This is a genomic window from Sphingomonas sp. PP-CC-3A-396, from assembly GCF_004343105.1.
In the GTDB taxonomy this organism is placed as follows: Bacteria; Pseudomonadota; Alphaproteobacteria; order Sphingomonadales; family Sphingomonadaceae; genus Sphingomonas.
In genome coordinates, this window is the sequence record NZ_SLYF01000009.1 from 112,286 (window position 1) to 128,051 (window position 15,766).

A 15,766-nucleotide genomic window follows, 5' to 3' on the forward strand; every position below is an offset into this window, starting at 1 on the left:
TTGGATAGAATCTGTAATAAGAAAGGGGGCCGTTAGCCCCCTTCCCGGTATTTGTCACTAGGTAGCGTGAAGGCTCAGCCTTCGACCGACACCATGTGCTGCACCTTGCGGATCATGCCGCGGACCTCTGGGCTGTCTTCCAGCTCGCGGGTCTTGTGCATCTTGTTGAGACCGAGACCGATCAGCGTTGCGCGCTGATCCTTCTCGCGGCGGATCGGCGAACCGGTCTGCGTGATCTTGATGGTTGCCATGATCGCTTACTCCGTGATCGCAGCTGCATCGGCCTCGGCGGTCTTCGAACCACCATGGCCGAGCAGGTCGGCGATCTTCTTGCCGCGACGCTGTGCGACGGCCTTGGGCGAGGTCTGCTCGCCAAGGGCCTCGAACGTGGCGCGGATCATGTTGTAGGGGTTCGACGTGCCGACCGACTTGGTCACAACGTCCGCAACGCCCAGCGATTCGAAGACTGCGCGCATCGGGCCACCGGCGATGATGCCCGTACCCTGAGGCGCCGACCGCAACGTGACCTTGCCGGCACCGAAGTGACCGTTACCGTCATGATGCAGCGTGCGACCGTCCTTCAACGGAACGCGAACCATCTTCTTCTTGGCAGCAGCCGTCGCCTTCGAGATGGCTTCCGGCACTTCGCGTGCCTTGCCATGACCGAAGCCTGCACGACCCTTGCCGTCGCCGACGACTACGAGCGCTGCGAAGCCGAAGCGCTTACCGCCCTTGACCGTCTTCGAGACGCGGTTGATGTGCACCAGCTTCTCGATTAGCTCTTCGCCGCCATCGTCCGCACCGGGACGACCGCCACGATTGTCGCGACCGCGACCGCCGTCGCGACCACCGCGGTTGCCGCCTGGGCCACCACTGCGGTTGCCGCCGGGACCACCACGACCACCGCCGCCGCCACCGGGACCGCCGCGACCGCGACCGCCACCGTTGTTGCCCTGGTAGCCAGTGCTCTGCGGGACATTCTGAGCCGTGACGTCCTGTGCGGTCGTCTCGGGAGCGATTACTGCCGGCGTGTTGTTTTCGTCAGCCATGTCTTAGAACTCCAATCCGGCTTCGCGCGCGGCATCGGCAAGAGCCTTCACGCGACCGTGGTAGAGGAAGCCGCCGCGATCGAACACGACCTGGGTCACGCCCGCTGCCTTGGCAGCCTCGGCGACGCGCTTGCCGACCGAAGTCGCCGCGTCGATGTTGGCGCCGGACGTGCCGCGCACGTCCTTCTCCAGCGTCGAGGCCGATGCGACCGTCGTGCCAGCGGCATCGTCGATCACCTGGGCATAGATGTGCTTGCCCGAGCGATGCACCGACAACCGCGGACGGGTGCCTGCACGTGCGCGGAGCGCGGTACGGTTGCGGCGACGCCGCTTGGCGAAAAGAGAAAGTCCCTTGGTCATTACTTCTTCTTCCCTTCCTTGCGGAAGATGAACTCGCCGTCGTACTTAATACCCTTGCCCTTGTAAGGCTCGGGCTTGCGCCACTGACGAATTTCCGCGGCCAGCTGACCGACCATCTGCTTGTCCGAACCCGAGATCTCGATCGTCGTGTTGTCGGGGGTCTTGACTTCGATCCCCTCCGGCACGTCGATGTTGACGTCATGGCTGTAGCCGAGCTGCAGCTTGAGATTGCGACCCTGCGCTGCGGCACGATAGCCGACGCCGGTGATCAGCAGCTTCTTGGTGAAGCCTTCCGACACGCCGGTGACCAGGTTCTGCACCATGGTCCGCTGCATGCCCCAGAACGCGCGAGCGCGCTTAGTGTCGTTGGCCGGCTGCACCGAAATGCCGCCATCTTCGATCGTGTAGCTGATCTCGTCGCGAAGCGGCATCTTGAGGGTACCCTTGGGGCCCTTCATCGTCAGCTGCTTGTTCTCGATGGTCGGCGTGATGCCCGCCGGTACGGTGACCGGCTTCTTACCAATGCGGCTCATCAGAACACCTCCGCGAGGACTTCGCCGCCAACGTTCTGCTCGCGTGCTTCGGAATCCGAAAGCACGCCGCGGGGCGTCGAGACGATGGTGATGCCGAGGCCGTTACGGACGCGCGGGAGTTCCTGCGAGCCGGAATAGACGCGACGGCCGGGCTTCGAGACGCGCGCGACATGCTTGATCGCAGGCTGGCCCTCGAAATACTTCAGCTCGATGCGAAGGCCGGCCGCGGGGCCCATCTGCTCTTCGCTATAGCCACGGATATAGCCTTCGCGCTGCAGAACGTCGAGCACGCGGACGCGCAGCTTCGACGCCGGCGTGAGGACGGAGTCCTTCTTCGCGCGCTGGCCATTACGGATACGGGTGAGCAAATCACCCAGGGGATCGGTCACTGCCATGATTTAGTCCTTACCAGCTCGACTTCGTGACGCCGGGGATGAGGCCCTTGTTGGCCAGATCGCGCAGCTGAATACGGCAGAGCCGGAACTTGCGGTAATAGGCGCGCGGGCGACCGGTCAGCTCACACCGGTTACGGATGCGGGTCGGGTTCGCGTTACGCGGCAGTGCCGCCATCTTGAGGCGAGCGATCAGACGCTCACCATCGTCGAGCGTCTTGTCCGCTGCGATTGCCTTCAGTGCCGCGTACTTCGGGGCATACTGCTTGACCATGCGCTTGCGGCGCTCGTTCTTGTTGACTGAACTCAGTTTCGCCATCGACTTAAGTTCTTTCTTTCTTCTGCCCCCTCGCCCCTCCGGGGAGAGGGTCGGGGTGAGGGGCAGCCCAGCAGGACCGCGCCTCCAGTTTTCGGGCGGGGCGAGGGAGACTCACTCCCCCTCACCCCAACCCTCTCCCCGAGGGGAGAGGGAGTTACTTAAGCTGCCTTCTTCTCGTCGGCAGCGTCGTCTTCGATCGGGAACGGGAAACCGAACAGACGGAGAAGCTCGCGAGCCTCGTCGTCGGTCTTTGCGGTCGTCGTCACGATCACATCCATGCCGCGGACCTTGTCGACCCGGTCATAGCTGATTTCTGGGAACACGATCTGCTCCTTGATACCGCAGGCATAGTTGCCACGGCCATCGAAGCTCTTCGGGTTGAGCCCGCGGAAATCGCGGACGCGGGGAAGAGCGATCGTGATGAAACGGTCGAGAAACTCGTACATGCGCTCGCGGCGAAGGGTGACCTTCACGCCGATCGGCATGCCTTCACGCAGCTTGAACTGCGCGATCGACTTCTTGGCCTTCGTCACGACAGGCTTCTGGCCGGCGATCAGCTCCATTTCGGAAGCAGCCTGGTCGACCTTCTTCTTGTCCTGCGTGGCTTCGCCGACGCCCATGTTCAGCACGATCTTGTCGAGCCGCGGGATTTCCATGACGTTCTTGTAACCGAACTTCTCGGTCATCGCCTTGATGATCGTCTCGTCGTACAGCTTGCGCATGCGCGCGACGTAGACGGCCTCGGTGCCGGTGTTCTCAGCGCCAGTGTTCTGATCAACCATTGATCTTCTCCCCGGTCTTGACGGCGACGCGGACCTTCTTGCCGTCCTGCTCCTCGAAGCGGACGCGGGTCGGCTTGCCGTCGGCGGTCACGTGCGCGACCTTCGAAACGTGCATCGGTGCTTCCTTGCGGATCAGGCCACCCTGCGGGTCACCCTGAGTCGGCTTGGTGTGGCGCACGGCGATGTTGACGCCCGATACGACGACCTTGTCGGTCTTCGGCATGGAGACGGTGACTTCACCGGTCTTGCCCTTGTCCTTACCGGACAGGACGATGACCTTGTCACCCTTCTTGATACGCTGCGACGCCATTACAGCACCTCCGGCGCGAGGCTGATGATCTTCATATGCTTCTTGCCGCGCAGCTCGCGAACGACTGGGCCGAAGATACGGGTGCCGATCGGCTCCTCGTTCTTGTTGACCAGCACCGCGGCGTTGCCGTCGAAGCGGATGACCGTACCGTCTGCACGGCGGATATCCTTGGCGGTACGCACGATCACCGCGCGGTGAACGTCGCCCTTCTTCACACGGCCACGTGGCTGCGCTTCCTTGATGCTGACGACGATGATGTCGCCAACGCCTGCAACACGACGCTTGGAACCCCCAAGCACCTTGATGCACTGCACCCGCTTCGCGCCGCTGTTGTCAGCGACGTCGAGATTGGACTGCATCTGGATCATGGATCCGTATCCCTTCTCTGTCTCTGGGGTCGATACCGACCGAACCCCGCCTAAAAAATCACCCCGCCACGGACGAACCGCAGCGGGGAGGAGCGGCCGCTTAGCCGTTCCACTCGTATTTCACAAGAACGATCTCGCTACCGTCATCCCAGCGAACGCTGGGATATTCCGGTAGCGAAGTCCGTCCCTGCCGCACGAGACCCCAGCTTTCGCTGGGGTGACGTACGTTTGAAAGTTCAGCCCTCGGCCGAAGCCCGCTCCGGCGTCGCGTGGGTGTTGACCCGCTCGATCACCTTCCAGGTCTTCAGCTTGGAGATCGGTGCGGTCTCTTCGATCCGCACGGTCTCGCCCTGCTTGAACTCGTTGCTCTCGTCATGAGCATGATACTTCTTCGAGCGACGGATGATCTTCCCGTAGAGCGGGTGCTTCACCTTACGCTCGACGTTCACGACCACCGTCTTGTCGCCCTTGTCGGACACGACCAGACCGGTCAGCACGCGCTTCGGCATGATACGTTCCTTACTTCGCGGCTTCAGCGCTGGTGCGCTGAGCCTGCAGGGTCTTGATGCGAGCGATGTCGCGGCGGACCTCACGAACGCGGCTCGGCTTTTCGAGCTGGTTCGTGGCGGCCTGGAAGCGCAGGTTGAACTGCTCGCGCTTCAGTTCGCCGAGCGACTCCGACAGCTGGTCGTCGCTCTTGGTCTTCATGTCGTCGATACGAGCCATGATCTTACTCGCCTCCCAGATGCGAGGTGTCGCCCAGGCGGGCAACGACCTTTACCTTGATCGGCAGCTTCATGGCCGCCCGCTCGAACGCCTCGGCGGCGATCTTGCCGTCGACGCCGTCGAGCTCGAACAGGATCCGACCCGGCTTGACGCGAGCGGCCCAGTATTCCGGCGCGCCCTTGCCCTTACCCATGCGGACTTCGGCTGGCTTTCCCGAGACCGGAAGGTCTGGGAAGATGCGGATCCACAAACGCCCCTGGCGCTTCATGTGACGCGTGATCGCGCGGCGGGCCGCCTCGATCTGGCGTGCGGTGATCCGGTCGGGTTCCATCGCCTTGAGGCCGTAGGAGCCGAAATTGAGCGAGAAGCCACTCTTGGCGTCGCCCGAAATCTTGCCCTTGAAGGCCTTCCGGAACTTGGTCTTTTTTGGTTGCAGCATGTCTGTTCCTGCCCCTTAGCGACGATCGTCGCGCTGCGGCCGCACGCCGGAGGTCTGAGCCTCCATCATGATGCGGTCGTACGACGTCGGATCGTTGCCGAGAATCTCGCCCTTGAAGACCCAGACCTTCACGCCGCATACGCCATAAGACGTGTGCGCCGTAGCCTCGGCATAATCGATGTTCGCGCGCAGCGTGTGCAACGGAACCCGACCCTCACGATAGCTCTCCGACCGTGCGATCTCGGCGCCGCCAAGACGGCCACCGCAGTTCACCCGGATGCCCTCGGCACCGAGACGCATCGCCGACTGGACCGCACGCTTCATGGCGCGACGGAAGGCGATACGACGCTCGAGCTGATCGGCGATGCCCTGCGCGACGAGACGCGCATCGACTTCCGGCTTGCGGATCTCGACGATGTTCAGCGACACGGTCGACGACGTCATCTTGCCGATCGTCGAACGCAGCTTCTCGATGTCCGCACCCTTCTTGCCGATGATCACGCCGGGGCGTGCAGCGAAGATGGAGATGCGGGCCAGCTTGGCCGGACGCTCGATGACCACCTTGGAGATCGCCGCCTGCGGCAGCGTCTTCATGATGAATGCGCGGATCTTGAGATCCTCGAGCAGGAGCCGACCATAGTCGGCGCCTTCGGCGTACCAGCGGCTATCCCAGGTACGGTTGATCTGCAGACGCAGACCGATGGGGTTGCTCTTCTGACCCATTATGCTTCTTCCTGCTCGCGCACGACGATGCGCAGACGGCTGAATGGCTTGAGAATGCGGGTCGACTTGCCGCGGCCCCGGGTAGCGAAGCGCTTCATCGTGATCGACTTGCCGACCGAAGCCTCGGCGACGACGAGTGCGTCGACGTCGAGGTTATGGTTGTTCTCGGCGTTGGCGATGGCCGAGGCCAGCACCTTGCGCGCTTCGATCGCCATGCCCTTGGTCGAGAAGGCGAGGATGTTCATCGCATCGCCGACCTTCTTGCCACGGATCAGCGCAGCCACGAGACCGAGCTTCTGCGCGGAACCACGGATCTGCGTACCGACCGAAAGCGCCTCGTTGTCCGCGACCTTGCGCGGGCTGACTTGCTTAGACATCAGCGCTTGCCCTTCTTGTCGGCGGAGTGGCCGGGGAAGTAGCGCGTGGGCGCGAACTCACCGAGCTTCATGCCGACCATGTCTTCGTTGACCGAGACGGGCACGAACTTGCGGCCGTTATAGACGTTGAACGTGAGACCCACGAACGACGGCAGGATCGTCGAGCGACGCGACCAGGTCTTGATCGGCGAACGCGCGTTGGTGTCCTGGGCGGTTTCTGCCTTCTTGAGCAGATGAAGGTCCACGAAGGGGCCCTTCCAGACTGAACGAGCCATGTTAGCCCTTCCTCTTCGTCGAATGACGCGACCGGATGATCATCTTGTCGGTCGACTTGTTATGACGCGTGCGCGCACCCTTCGTCGGCTTGCCCCAAGGCGTAACCGGATGACGGCCACCCGAGGTACGGCCTTCACCACCGCCGTGCGGATGGTCGACCGGGTTCTTGGCGACGCCGCGCGTCAGAGGACGGATACCCATCCAGCGCGAACGGCCTGCCTTGCCCAGGTTCTGGTTCTGGTTGTCGGGGTTCGAGACCGCGCCAACCGTCGCCATGCAATCGCTGCGGATGTAGCGCTGCTCGCCCGAGTTCAGACGGACCATCACCATGCCCTTGTCGCGACCGACGACCTGCACGTACGTGCCGGCCGAACGGGCGATCTGGCCACCCTTCATCGGCTTCATCTCCACGTTGTGGACGATGGTGCCGACCGGCATCTGACCGAGTTCCATGGCATTGCCTGGCTTCACGTCGGTCTTCTTGGCCGCGAGGACCTTGTCACCGACGGCCAGACGCTGTGGCGCCAGGATGTAGGCGAGCTCTTCGTCCGGGTACTTGACCAGGGCGATGAACGCAGTGCGGTTGGGATCATACTCGATCCGCTCGACGGTGCCTTCGACGTCCCACTTGCGACGCTTGAAGTCGATGTAGCGGTACTTCTGCTTGTGACCACCGGCGATGCCGCGCGAGGTCACATGACCCTTGTTGTTACGACCGCCGGTCTTGTGCTTACCTTCGGTCAGCGCCTTGACGGGGCGACCCTTCCAGAGCGACGACTTGTCGACCAGGATGAGACCGCGGCGTGCCGGCGATGTCGGATTATAATGCTTGAGTGCCATGGCCTCAGATCCCCGTCGTCACGTCGATGGACTGACCGTCCTTCAACGTCACGATTGCCTTTTTCATGTCGGAGCGCGAGTAGTTCGTGCCCTTCCACTTCTTGGTCTTGCCCTTCTGGACGAGCGTGTTCACGCCGACGACGTTCACGTCGAACAGCGCCTCAACGGCCGCCTTGATCTCGGGCTTCGTGGCATCGTTCGATACCTTGAACACCACCGCGTTGAACTCCGACAGGGTCGTCGTCTTCTCGGTGATGTGCGGGGCGAGGATAACGTCGTAATGACGATTATCGATGCCCGCCTTCTGCTTCTTAGCCATGGAAGCGCGCCTCCAGCTTTTCGACAGCGGCGCGCGTCAGCACCAGCGTGTCATGCTTCAGGATGTCGTAAACGTTCGCGCCGGCAGCCGGCATCACGTTCACTTCGTACAGGTTGCCCGCGGCGAATGCGAAGCTGGTGTCGACCATGTCGCCGTCGATGACGAGCGCACGCTTGCCGAAGCCGAGCTTTGCGAGATCGCCCTGCAGCGTCTTGGTCTTGCCACCCTCGACAGCCAGGCTGTCCATGATGACCAGCGAACCCGCCTTGGCGTGGCTGCTGAGCGCCATCCGCAGGCCGAGCGAGCGAACCTTCTTGTTCAGCGACGGGTTGAAGTCACGGACGCGGGCGCCGTGAGCCTTACCACCACCGATGAACACAGGTGCGCGACGATCGCCGTGACGAGCCGTACCGCCGCCCTTCTGGCGACCGAACTTCTTGCCGGTGCGTGCGACGTCTGCGCGCTCACGGGTGCCGCGAGCCGTCTCGCGACGCTTCTCGAGCTGCCAGGTGACGACGCGGTGCAGGATGTCGGCGCGCGGGTCGAGGCCGAAGACCTCGTCGTTGAGCTCGATGTCCGCTGCGTCAGTGCCGGCGAAAGATGAAACCTTGATCTTCACGCTCAGCCCTCCTGGCCGTCGGCTGCAGGTGCGTCGGTCGTTTCGGCCGACGTGCCTGCTGCGGTGTTGCTGTTTGCGGTCTTGAGACCGGCGGGGAACGGTGCGTCGGCATGGCGCGCGACCTTCACCGAGTCCTTGACGAAGAGCCAGCCGCCCTTGGAGCCAGGAACCGATCCCTTGACGAACAGGAGACCACGCTCGACGTCCGTCGATACGATCTCGAGGTTCTGCTGGGTGCGATACTTGTCGCCCATGTGGCCGGCCATCTTCTTGTTCTTGAAGACCTTACCCGGATCCTGGCGCTGACCGGTCGAACCGAGCGAACGGTGCGAGACCGACACGCCGTGGGTTGCCCGCAGACCGCCGAAGCCCCAACGCTTCATGCCGCCCTGGAAGCCCTTACCCTGGGTCTTTCCCTGGATATCGACAATCTGGCCTGCGACGTAATGGTCAGCCGAGATCTCGGCGCCGACGTCGAGCAAGCCGTCTGCGTTCACGCGGAACTCATGGACGACAGCCTTGGGCTCCACTTCGGCCTTGCCGAAATGGCCGCGCTGCGGCTTTGCGACATTCTTCGACTTGGCGACACCTGCACCAAGCTGGACGGCAGTGTAGCCGTCACGATCCATTTCGCGAACGGAAACGACCTGATTGCCTTCGAGTGCCAGAACGGTGACCGGCACGTGCCGACCATCTTCCTGGAACAGGCGGGTCATCCCCATCTTCTTCGCGATCACGCCAGTACGCATGATCTTGTCCCTTCCTAGACAGAGGCCCCGTCGGACTATTCCTCGGGGGCTTGCGGACCATGTCCGGAGCGAACTCCATGATGCGTCCACCTGACCCCATCCCCGGCGAAAGCCCTGAATGGAGTTGGTTCAACCCGGTAAATACGAAACGTGCCCCCGTCCCGGGCTGGTGCTCCTGCATATGCGGAAGCGTGACGGGGGACGCTGCCCCGTCGGTTTTCACCGACGGCGGTATCCCAATGTAGAGCGGCGCGGGACCATTGCTGGTCAACCGCGCCGCGCCAGCCCTTAGGCCAGCTTGATCTCTACGTCCACCCCTGCTGCGAGGTCCAGCTTCATCAGCGCATCGACCGTCTGCGGCGTCGGCTGGACGATATCCAGCATACGCTTGTACGTACGTACCTCGAACTGCTCGCGCGACTTCTTGTCGATGTGCGGGCCGCGGTTCACGGTGAACTTTTCGATGCGCGTCGGAAGGGGAATCGGACCGCGGATGAGCGCGCCGGTGCGGCGTGCGGTGTCGGCGATGTCGCCAGTGGCCTGATCGAGCACACGGTGATCGAACGCCTTCAGACGAATGCGGATATTGCTGTCCATAGTCCCTACCGATGCGAAAGAGCGGGCCCGTTTCCGGGCTCTTGCTGGTTGATGTTTAAACCGAAGGCGGGCCATTACGGGAGAGTCGGTTGAAATGCAACCGGGGGTTGCGGGTTTTCAGGACCCAGGGATCGCTCTCACGAAAATAGCTGCCCGCTCCTGCTCGATTAGATCACGCTGAGCACGCGGTCGTAATCCTGCCCGGGGCCGATGATGCGGTGGACGAACACCCGGTCGGACAACGCCGAATACAGGATGCCGTAGCCCTTCCATGACCTTCGGCGAATTCCGTGCGTTTCGTAGCGCGGCACCAGTGGGAAACCGAACGGAACGTCGGCGAGTCGCATCGCCACCTCACGCAACTCGACCACGAAAGAGACTGCGCGAGATGGATTGTCAGCGGCGATATACAGACCGATTCTATGAAGGTCCGCGATCGCATGCGACGACAAAACGACTTTCATGCGCGGGACTGACGGCGTGCCCCCTCGATCTCGGCCAGCACCTCACCACACGCGACATCCAGCGCCACACCCCCGCCGGCGTTCATTTCGGCCAGGCTACCCGATATCGACGCGTCCAACTCGCGGAGCCACCGCTCCTCGTTCTCGACGGCACGTTGATCACGCGCGATCAAGTCGCGAAAATAATCGCTAGCGCTGGCATACTGTCCGCGTTCGATCCGCTCCTGCACGTAATCGCGCATCAGATCGGGCAGCGATATGTTTATGGAAGCCATCTGCGCGTTCTCCGCAGACGTTATGCCATGAACTGTTATCGCCGACAACGAACGCCGTTACCCACGCCCTTGCGGAAAATGCTGAACGTCGCCCGGCACCGTCACCCAATCGTGCATCGATTGTTCCCAGACAGACCGAACCGGAGCTTGAAAGGCGGGATCTGCTATTGCACCAACCGCAACCCCGATCATCGACGGGTGTTTGCCAGCCCGCGCGTAGACGGTCGATCCGCACTCAACACAAAAGAACGTCTCAAAGCGATTGCCCTCGTCCGTCGCTCGCTCAAACCGCCTGCCCTCGCCGACGATCGTGAGCTGGTCTGCCGGATAATAGGCAAGGACGGCAAACGGTGATCCGGTCCGACGCTGGCATGCGATACAATGGCAAGCGACAACAGCAGGCGTAGGGCCGGGAAGCTCGACCGCGAGCCGACCGCACTGACATTCCGCCCTCATGTGCTCGTCCCCTATCGTCGAACGTAGCCTAGCCGATTGTCGGATTCCTGCAATCGCAGCAAGAAACGGCGGCACGCGCGGGCGTGGCAAAGGCGCCAAACACGAAAAAGCCCGGCCTCTCTCACGAGAAGCCGGGCTCTTTTCGATCACCTCCCGAAGGAGAGGATGCTTACTTGTCGATCTGGCTGACGACGCCTGCACCGACGGTACGGCCGCCTTCGCGGATCGTGAAGCGCTGGCCCACGTCCATGGCGATCGGTGCGATCAGCTTGATGCCGAGCGACACGTTGTCGCCTGGCATGACCATCTCGGTGCCCTCAGGCAGCTCGACGGTGCCGGTCACGTCCGTCGTACGGAAGTAGAACTGCGGGCGGTAGTTGGCGAAGAACGGCGTGTGACGGCCACCCTCTTCCTTCGACAGCACGTACACTTCCGAGTTGAAGTCGGTGTGCGGCTTGATCGTGCCTGGCTTGCAGAGCACCTGGCCACGCTCGACTTCGTCGCGTGCAACGCCGCGGATCAGCGCGCCAACGTTATCGCCAGCCTGGCCCTGGTCGAGCAGCTTGCGGAACATTTCGACGCCCGTGACCGTGGTCTTGCGAACGGTCGGGTGGATGCCGACGATCTCGACTTCCTCGCCAACCTTGACGATGCCGGTCTCGACGCGGCCGGTGACGACCGTACCACGACCCGAGATCGAGAACACGTCCTCGATCGGCATCATGAACGGCTTGTCGAGCGGACGCTCTGGCTGCGGGATGTACTCGTCGACAGCCTGCATCAGCTCGGTGACGGCGTCGGCGCCGAGCTTCTGGTTCGAACCCGACAGTGCGCAGGTAGCCGAACCCTTGATGACAGGGATGTCGTCGCCCGGGAAGTCGTACGAGCTGAGCAGCTCGCGGATTTCCATCTCGACCAGCTCGAGGATTTCCTCGTCGTCGACCAGATCGACCTTGTTCATGAACACGACCATGGCAGGCACGCCGACCTGGCGTGCGAGCAGGATGTGCTCACGGGTCTGTGGCATCGGGCCATCGGTCGCCGAAACGACAAGGATCGCGCCGTCCATCTGAGCTGCGCCGGTGATCATGTTCTTCACATAATCGGCGTGGCCCGGGCAATCGACGTGCGCGTAGTGACGGTTGGCCGTCTCGTACTCGACGTGTGCGGTCGAGATCGTGATGCCGCGCTCGCGCTCCTCGGGAGCCTTGTCGATGTTGGCGAAGTCGACGGCGGTACCGCCGGTCGTCTCTGCCAGAACCTTCGTGATCGCAGCGGTGAGCGACGTCTTGCCATGATCGACGTGACCGATGGTGCCGATGTTGAGATGCGGCTTGTTCCGCTCAAATTTTGCCTTGGCCATTGTTTCCTACCTTCTGATTCGTATTCCGGTGCCACCCCGGGAACCGCGCGAACGCGGCCCAATAGCGGCTGTTAAAGCGTTGCGCCAGCCCCGTCCTTGCGAAGGGGGCCGACACGGAAGTGAATTCCGTGTCGTCGGACCTCGGGCAAGCCCGAGGCCGGCCGGCCTAGCGGTGTCTCGGAGCCAAGTTGCCTTGGCTCCGTGCACCTTAGGCTCAGGCCAACTTAGCCTTCACCTCGTCCGCGACGTTCTGCGGCACTTCGTCATAGTGCGAGAACTGCATCGAGTAGTTCGCTCGACCCTGCGTGAACGAGCGGAGCGAGTTCACGTAGCCGAACATGTTCGCCAGCGGGACCATCGCCTCAACCGTCTGCGCGTTGCCGCGGCTGTCGGTGCCCTGGATCTGGCCACGACGGCTGTTCATGTCGCCGATGACGTCGCCCAGGTAATCCTCCGGGGTAACGACCTCGACCTTCATGACCGGCTCGAGCAGCGTGATGCCCGACTTCTGTGCCACTTCGCGCATCGCGCCGCGTGCACAGATTTCGAACGCCAACGCCGACGAGTCGACGTCGTGATACGCGCCGTCATACAGCACGATCTCGAAATCGATGATCGGGAATCCGACCAGCGAACCCGACGCAGCGGTTTCGCGGAAGCCCTTCTCGATCGCGGGCAGATATTCCTTCGGAATGTTGCCGCCCTTGATCTCGTCCTTGAACGTGATGCCCGAACCGCGCTCGCCTGGCGTGACCTTGACCTTCACGCGACCGAACTGGCCGGTACCACCCGACTGCTTCTTGTGCGTGTAGTCGACGTCGACCGGCTTCTTCAGATACTCGCGATATGCGACCTGAGGAGCGCCGACGTTCGCCTCGACCTTGAACTCACGCTTCATGCGATCGACCAGGATCTCGAGATGGAGCTCGCCCATGCCTTTGATGATGGTCTGGCCCGACTCGGGGTCCGACGACACGCGGAACGAAGGATCCTCGCGTGCGAGGCGATTGAGCGCGACGCCCATCTTCTCCTGGTCGGCCTTGGTCTTCGGCTCCACCGACAGCTCGATCACGGGCTCGGGGAATTCCATCCGCTCGAGAATGATCGGTGCGTTCATCGCGCAGAGCGTGTCACCGGTCGTGGTATCCTTGAGACCCGCGAGAGCGACGATGTCGCCAGCGAAAGCCTCCTGGATGTCCTCACGGCTGTTCGCATGCATAAGCAGCATGCGACCGACCTTTTCCTTCTTGTCCTTGACCGAGTTGGTAACCTGCGATGCGGTCTCCAGCTTACCCGAATAGATGCGGGCGAAGGTCAGCGTGCCGACAAACGGATCGTTCATGATCTTGAACGCCAGTGCCGAGAACGGAACCTCGTCCGACGAAGGACGCTCGTCCGGCGTCACGCCGTCGAGCTTCAGACCCTGGATCGCGGGAACGTCGAGCGGCGAAGGCAGATAGTCGACGACGGCGTCGAGCAGGGGCTGAACGCCCTTGTTCTTGAACGCCGAACCGCAAACGACCGGCACGAACGCCATGCTCAGCGTACCCTTGCGGATCAGCGCCTTGAGGTCGGCGACGCTCGGCTCGTTGCCTTCGAGATAGGCCTCCATGAGGGCATCGTCCTGCTCGACGGCCATCTCGATCAGTTCGCTGCGATACTTCGCGGCCTTCTCGACCAGATCCGCGGGGATCTCGGCATATTCGAACTTCGCGCCGAGGCTCTCTTCAAGCCAGATGATCGCACGGTTCTCGACGAGATCGACGAGGCCCTTGAAGCCGCCTTCCATGCCGATCGGAAGATACAGCACTGCCGGACGCGCGCCGAGACGCTCGATGATCGAGTTCACGCAGAAGTAGAAATCGGCGCCGGTGCGGTCGAGCTTGTTGACGAAGCACATGCGCGGCACGCCGTACTTGTCGGCCTGACGCCACACGGTCTCGGACTGCGGCTCGACGCCGGCAACGCCGTCGAAGCATGCGACCGCGCCATCGAGCACGCGGAGCGAACGCTCGACTTCGATCGTGAAGTCGACGTGGCCAGGCGTATCGATGATGTTGATAAGGTGCTCTTCGCCCTTACCTTCTTCGGCGCGCCACTTGCAGGTGGTCGCAGCCGACGTGATCGTGATCCCGCGCTCCTGCTCCTGCTCCATCCAATCCATCGTCGCGGTGCCTTCGTGCACTTCGCCGATCTTGTAGGACTTGCCGGTGTAATAGAGGATGCGCTCGGTCGTCGTCGTCTTACCGGCGTCAATGTGCGCCATGATGCCGATGTTGCGGTAACGGTCGAGCGGATGGCTGCGGGCCATGATCGTGCTTCCTTAAGGATATGGGGAGCCGAACGTGCCGGCTCCCCAATATATAGGTGTTTGCATGACAGGCGAAAGACCGCCCGTCACACGGATAGCAATGCTAGGCTTCAAAGCTCGCTGTTACCAGCGGCAGGAAGCCCGCTGTTACCAGCGGTAGTGCGAGAATGCACGGTTGGCTTCCGCCATCCGGTGCGTATCTTCACGCTTCTTGACCGCGTTACCACGGTTGTTGGCTGCGTCCATCAGCTCACCCGACAGCCGTGCGGCCATCGTGTTCTCGCTGCGCGAACGTGCCGCACCGATCAGCCAGCGAATCGCCAGCGCCTGTGCACGCTCGGGACGAACCTCGACCGGCACCTGGTACGTTGCACCACCGACGCGGCGCGAACGGACTTCGATGCCCGGCTTCACGTTGTTCAGCGCATCGTGGAAAACGCCGATCGGGTCGCGCTTGGCGCGCTGCTCGACGGTTTCGAATGCGCCGTACACGATCAGCTCTGCGACGGACTTCTTGCCGTCCAGCATGACGCTGTTCATGAACTTCGACAGAACCTCATCCCCGAACTTGGGATCAGGCAGGATAACCCGCTTTTCGGGACGACGACGACGTGCCATTTTGTATTCCTTCTAAACTTCAGCCTTAGTGATCAGATACCTGACCGGCTTACTTCGGACGCTTAGCGCCGTACTTGGAACGCGACTGACGCCGGTCCTTCACACCCTGTGTATCGAGCACGCCGCGCAGGACGTGATAGCGAACACCGGGAAGATCGCGGACACGACCGCCACGGATCAGGACAACCGAATGCTCCTGAAGATTGTGGCCCTCGCCCGGGATGTAGCTGATGACTTCGCGCTGGTTGGTCAGGCGAACCTTGGCCACCTTACGCAGAGCCGAGTTCGGCTTCTTCGGGGTCGTCGTGTAGACGCGCGTGCAAACGCCACGCTTCTGCGGATTTGCTTCCATCGCAGGGACCTTCGACTTGGCCTTCTGCGGATCGCGGCCCTTGCGGACCAGCTGGTTGATCGTCGGCATTGAAGCCTTCACCTTTCAAGTGGTTACTTTGCTGGAGCCATGAGGCGCCTGAGAATACAAAAAGGACCCTCTGAAGCGCA

Annotated in this window: 26 protein-coding genes; all 26 read right to left on the reverse strand. The window is 62.2% G+C overall.

Going from position 1 to position 15,766, the window contains the following annotated elements; genetic code table 11:
- Positions 1 to 74: 74 nt before the first annotated feature.
- Entirely contained in the window at positions 75 to 251 is a 177-nt protein-coding gene (rpmD, locus tag C8J40_RS17220) for a 50S ribosomal protein L30 (protein ID WP_055872633.1), read from the reverse strand.
- A 6-nt stretch (positions 252 to 257) separates the two neighbouring features.
- Positions 258 to 1,049: a 30S ribosomal protein S5 gene (gene rpsE / locus C8J40_RS17225; RefSeq protein WP_132898059.1), complete on the reverse strand. Its 792-nt coding sequence runs from the start codon at positions 1,047 to 1,049 to the stop codon at positions 258 to 260.
- Positions 1,050 to 1,052: 3 nt separating this feature from the next.
- Positions 1,053 to 1,409, reverse strand: a complete 357-nt coding sequence (gene rplR, locus C8J40_RS17230) for a 50S ribosomal protein L18 (protein WP_031393749.1) — start codon at positions 1,407 to 1,409, stop codon at positions 1,053 to 1,055.
- Positions 1,409 to 1,942, reverse strand: a complete 534-nt coding sequence (gene rplF, locus C8J40_RS17235; protein ID WP_056047628.1) for a 50S ribosomal protein L6 — start codon at positions 1,940 to 1,942, stop codon at positions 1,409 to 1,411. The genes rplR and rplF overlap by 1 nt, the downstream gene beginning before the upstream one ends.
- Complete coding sequence (gene rpsH / locus C8J40_RS17240) at positions 1,942 to 2,337, reverse strand: 30S ribosomal protein S8 (RefSeq protein WP_031393751.1); 396 nt, start codon at positions 2,335 to 2,337, stop codon at positions 1,942 to 1,944. The genes rplF and rpsH overlap by 1 nt, the downstream gene beginning before the upstream one ends.
- Before the next feature lie 10 nt (positions 2,338 to 2,347).
- On the reverse strand, positions 2,348 to 2,653 hold the full coding sequence (rpsN, locus tag C8J40_RS17245) for a 30S ribosomal protein S14 (RefSeq protein WP_056015537.1): 306 nt from the start codon (positions 2,651 to 2,653) through the stop codon (positions 2,348 to 2,350).
- Between the two features lie 158 nt (positions 2,654 to 2,811).
- Positions 2,812 to 3,375: a 50S ribosomal protein L5 gene (gene rplE, locus C8J40_RS17250; protein WP_082441396.1), complete on the reverse strand. Its 564-nt coding sequence runs from the start codon at positions 3,373 to 3,375 to the stop codon at positions 2,812 to 2,814.
- A 52-nt stretch (positions 3,376 to 3,427) separates the two neighbouring features.
- Complete coding sequence (gene rplX, locus C8J40_RS17255; protein WP_056047623.1) at positions 3,428 to 3,745, reverse strand: 50S ribosomal protein L24; 318 nt, start codon at positions 3,743 to 3,745, stop codon at positions 3,428 to 3,430.
- The gene (gene rplN / locus C8J40_RS17260) at positions 3,745 to 4,113 is read right to left on the reverse strand and encodes a 50S ribosomal protein L14 (protein WP_031393755.1); all 369 of its coding nucleotides are present in this window, start codon (positions 4,111 to 4,113) and stop codon (positions 3,745 to 3,747) included. The genes rplX and rplN overlap by 1 nt, the downstream gene beginning before the upstream one ends.
- A 236-nt stretch (positions 4,114 to 4,349) precedes the next feature.
- Positions 4,350 to 4,622 (reverse strand): 30S ribosomal protein S17, encoded by a 273-nt coding sequence (gene rpsQ / locus C8J40_RS17265; RefSeq protein ID WP_031393756.1) that lies wholly within the window; start codon positions 4,620 to 4,622, stop codon positions 4,350 to 4,352.
- A 10-nt stretch (positions 4,623 to 4,632) separates the two neighbouring features.
- Positions 4,633 to 4,839 carry a 50S ribosomal protein L29 gene (gene rpmC, locus C8J40_RS17270; RefSeq protein ID WP_055872644.1) on the reverse strand — a complete coding sequence of 69 codons (207 nt, stop codon included), beginning with the start codon at positions 4,837 to 4,839 and terminating at the stop codon, positions 4,633 to 4,635.
- Positions 4,840 to 4,843: 4 nt separating this feature from the next.
- Positions 4,844 to 5,278 carry a 50S ribosomal protein L16 gene (rplP, locus tag C8J40_RS17275; protein WP_031393758.1) on the reverse strand — a complete coding sequence of 145 codons (435 nt, stop codon included), beginning with the start codon at positions 5,276 to 5,278 and terminating at the stop codon, positions 4,844 to 4,846.
- 15 nt (positions 5,279 to 5,293) lie between these two features.
- Positions 5,294 to 6,001 (reverse strand): 30S ribosomal protein S3, encoded by a 708-nt coding sequence (gene rpsC / locus C8J40_RS17280; RefSeq protein WP_055872646.1) that lies wholly within the window; start codon positions 5,999 to 6,001, stop codon positions 5,294 to 5,296.
- The gene (gene rplV, locus C8J40_RS17285; RefSeq protein ID WP_056047621.1) at positions 6,001 to 6,378 is read right to left on the reverse strand and encodes a 50S ribosomal protein L22; all 378 of its coding nucleotides are present in this window, start codon (positions 6,376 to 6,378) and stop codon (positions 6,001 to 6,003) included. The genes rpsC and rplV overlap by 1 nt, the downstream gene beginning before the upstream one ends.
- Positions 6,378 to 6,653: a 30S ribosomal protein S19 gene (gene rpsS / locus C8J40_RS17290; RefSeq protein ID WP_031393761.1), complete on the reverse strand. Its 276-nt coding sequence runs from the start codon at positions 6,651 to 6,653 to the stop codon at positions 6,378 to 6,380. Before rpsS ends, rplV begins: the two co-directional genes overlap by 1 nt.
- A gap of 1 nt (position 6,654) precedes the next feature.
- Positions 6,655 to 7,494, reverse strand: coding sequence for a 50S ribosomal protein L2 (gene rplB, locus C8J40_RS17295; RefSeq protein ID WP_055872649.1), 840 nt, complete (start codon positions 7,492 to 7,494; stop codon positions 6,655 to 6,657).
- Between the two features lie 4 nt (positions 7,495 to 7,498).
- Complete coding sequence (locus tag C8J40_RS17300) at positions 7,499 to 7,813, reverse strand: 50S ribosomal protein L23 (RefSeq protein ID WP_056047618.1); 315 nt, start codon at positions 7,811 to 7,813, stop codon at positions 7,499 to 7,501.
- Positions 7,806 to 8,432 carry a 50S ribosomal protein L4 gene (gene rplD, locus C8J40_RS17305; RefSeq protein ID WP_056047616.1) on the reverse strand — a complete coding sequence of 209 codons (627 nt, stop codon included), beginning with the start codon at positions 8,430 to 8,432 and terminating at the stop codon, positions 7,806 to 7,808. The genes C8J40_RS17300 and rplD overlap by 8 nt, the downstream gene beginning before the upstream one ends.
- 2 nt (positions 8,433 to 8,434) lie before the next feature.
- Positions 8,435 to 9,181: a 50S ribosomal protein L3 gene (gene rplC / locus C8J40_RS17310; RefSeq protein ID WP_132898060.1), complete on the reverse strand. Its 747-nt coding sequence runs from the start codon at positions 9,179 to 9,181 to the stop codon at positions 8,435 to 8,437.
- Positions 9,182 to 9,469: 288 nt separating this feature from the next.
- Positions 9,470 to 9,778, reverse strand: a complete 309-nt coding sequence (rpsJ, locus tag C8J40_RS17315) for a 30S ribosomal protein S10 (protein ID WP_007406109.1) — start codon at positions 9,776 to 9,778, stop codon at positions 9,470 to 9,472.
- A 167-nt stretch (positions 9,779 to 9,945) separates the two neighbouring features.
- Entirely contained in the window at positions 9,946 to 10,242 is a 297-nt protein-coding gene (locus tag C8J40_RS17320) for a type II toxin-antitoxin system RelE/ParE family toxin (protein ID WP_132898061.1), read from the reverse strand.
- Positions 10,239 to 10,517 carry a type II toxin-antitoxin system ParD family antitoxin gene (locus C8J40_RS17325; RefSeq protein WP_132898062.1) on the reverse strand — a complete coding sequence of 93 codons (279 nt, stop codon included), beginning with the start codon at positions 10,515 to 10,517 and terminating at the stop codon, positions 10,239 to 10,241. Before C8J40_RS17325 ends, C8J40_RS17320 begins: the two co-directional genes overlap by 4 nt.
- Positions 10,518 to 11,142: 625 nt before the next feature.
- The gene (gene tuf / locus C8J40_RS17335; RefSeq protein ID WP_132741515.1) at positions 11,143 to 12,336 is read right to left on the reverse strand and encodes an elongation factor Tu; all 1,194 of its coding nucleotides are present in this window, start codon (positions 12,334 to 12,336) and stop codon (positions 11,143 to 11,145) included.
- 214 nt (positions 12,337 to 12,550) lie between these two features.
- Positions 12,551 to 14,647, reverse strand: coding sequence for an elongation factor G (gene fusA, locus C8J40_RS17340; RefSeq protein ID WP_132898064.1), 2,097 nt, complete (start codon positions 14,645 to 14,647; stop codon positions 12,551 to 12,553).
- Between the two features lie 147 nt (positions 14,648 to 14,794).
- Complete coding sequence (gene rpsG / locus C8J40_RS17345) at positions 14,795 to 15,265, reverse strand: 30S ribosomal protein S7 (protein ID WP_055872660.1); 471 nt, start codon at positions 15,263 to 15,265, stop codon at positions 14,795 to 14,797.
- Positions 15,266 to 15,314: 49 nt separating this feature from the next.
- Positions 15,315 to 15,686: a 30S ribosomal protein S12 gene (gene rpsL, locus C8J40_RS17350; protein WP_010164594.1), complete on the reverse strand. Its 372-nt coding sequence runs from the start codon at positions 15,684 to 15,686 to the stop codon at positions 15,315 to 15,317.
- Positions 15,687 to 15,766 lie beyond the last annotated feature (80 nt).

What these genes read in the sequence shown, in the direction of transcription:
- rpmD (WP_055872633.1), bottom strand. Translation starts at nt 251, where the DNA reads ATGGCAACCATCAAGATCACGCAGACCGGTTCGCCGATCCGCCGCGAG.
- rpsE (WP_132898059.1), bottom strand. Translation starts at nt 1,049, where the DNA reads ATGGCTGACGAAAACAACACGCCGGCAGTAATCGCTCCCGAGACGACC.
- rplR (WP_031393749.1), bottom strand. Translation starts at nt 1,409, where the DNA reads ATGACCAAGGGACTTTCTCTTTTCGCCAAGCGGCGTCGCCGCAACCGT.
- rplF (WP_056047628.1), bottom strand. Translation starts at nt 1,942, where the DNA reads ATGAGCCGCATTGGTAAGAAGCCGGTCACCGTACCGGCGGGCATCACG.
- rpsH (WP_031393751.1), bottom strand. Translation starts at nt 2,337, where the DNA reads ATGGCAGTGACCGATCCCCTGGGTGATTTGCTCACCCGTATCCGTAAT.
- rpsN (WP_056015537.1), bottom strand. Translation starts at nt 2,653, where the DNA reads ATGGCGAAACTGAGTTCAGTCAACAAGAACGAGCGCCGCAAGCGCATG.
- rplE (WP_082441396.1), bottom strand. Translation starts at nt 3,375, where the DNA reads ATGCGCAAGCTGTACGACGAGACGATCATCAAGGCGATGACCGAGAAG.
- rplX (WP_056047623.1), bottom strand. Translation starts at nt 3,745, where the DNA reads ATGGCGTCGCAGCGTATCAAGAAGGGTGACAAGGTCATCGTCCTGTCC.
- rplN (WP_031393755.1), bottom strand. Translation starts at nt 4,113, where the DNA reads ATGATCCAGATGCAGTCCAATCTCGACGTCGCTGACAACAGCGGCGCG.
- rpsQ (WP_031393756.1), bottom strand. Translation starts at nt 4,622, where the DNA reads ATGCCGAAGCGCGTGCTGACCGGTCTGGTCGTGTCCGACAAGGGCGAC.
- rpmC (WP_055872644.1), bottom strand. Translation starts at nt 4,839, where the DNA reads ATGGCTCGTATCGACGACATGAAGACCAAGAGCGACGACCAGCTGTCG.
- rplP (WP_031393758.1), bottom strand. Translation starts at nt 5,278, where the DNA reads ATGCTGCAACCAAAAAAGACCAAGTTCCGGAAGGCCTTCAAGGGCAAG.
- rpsC (WP_055872646.1), bottom strand. Translation starts at nt 6,001, where the DNA reads ATGGGTCAGAAGAGCAACCCCATCGGTCTGCGTCTGCAGATCAACCGT.
- rplV (WP_056047621.1), bottom strand. Translation starts at nt 6,378, where the DNA reads ATGTCTAAGCAAGTCAGCCCGCGCAAGGTCGCGGACAACGAGGCGCTT.
- rpsS (WP_031393761.1), bottom strand. Translation starts at nt 6,653, where the DNA reads ATGGCTCGTTCAGTCTGGAAGGGCCCCTTCGTGGACCTTCATCTGCTC.
- rplB (WP_055872649.1), bottom strand. Translation starts at nt 7,494, where the DNA reads ATGGCACTCAAGCATTATAATCCGACATCGCCGGCACGCCGCGGTCTC.
- C8J40_RS17300 (WP_056047618.1), bottom strand. Translation starts at nt 7,813, where the DNA reads ATGGCTAAGAAGCAGAAGGCGGGCATCGATAATCGTCATTACGACGTT.
- rplC (WP_132898060.1), bottom strand. Translation starts at nt 9,181, where the DNA reads ATGCGTACTGGCGTGATCGCGAAGAAGATGGGGATGACCCGCCTGTTC.
- rpsJ (WP_007406109.1), bottom strand. Translation starts at nt 9,778, where the DNA reads ATGGACAGCAATATCCGCATTCGTCTGAAGGCGTTCGATCACCGTGTG.
- C8J40_RS17320 (WP_132898061.1), bottom strand. Translation starts at nt 10,242, where the DNA reads ATGAAAGTCGTTTTGTCGTCGCATGCGATCGCGGACCTTCATAGAATC.
- C8J40_RS17325 (WP_132898062.1), bottom strand. Translation starts at nt 10,517, where the DNA reads ATGGCTTCCATAAACATATCGCTGCCCGATCTGATGCGCGATTACGTG.
- tuf (WP_132741515.1), bottom strand. Translation starts at nt 12,336, where the DNA reads ATGGCCAAGGCAAAATTTGAGCGGAACAAGCCGCATCTCAACATCGGC.
- fusA (WP_132898064.1), bottom strand. Translation starts at nt 14,647, where the DNA reads ATGGCCCGCAGCCATCCGCTCGACCGTTACCGCAACATCGGCATCATG.
- rpsG (WP_055872660.1), bottom strand. Translation starts at nt 15,265, where the DNA reads ATGGCACGTCGTCGTCGTCCCGAAAAGCGGGTTATCCTGCCTGATCCC.
- rpsL (WP_010164594.1), bottom strand. Translation starts at nt 15,686, where the DNA reads ATGCCGACGATCAACCAGCTGGTCCGCAAGGGCCGCGATCCGCAGAAG.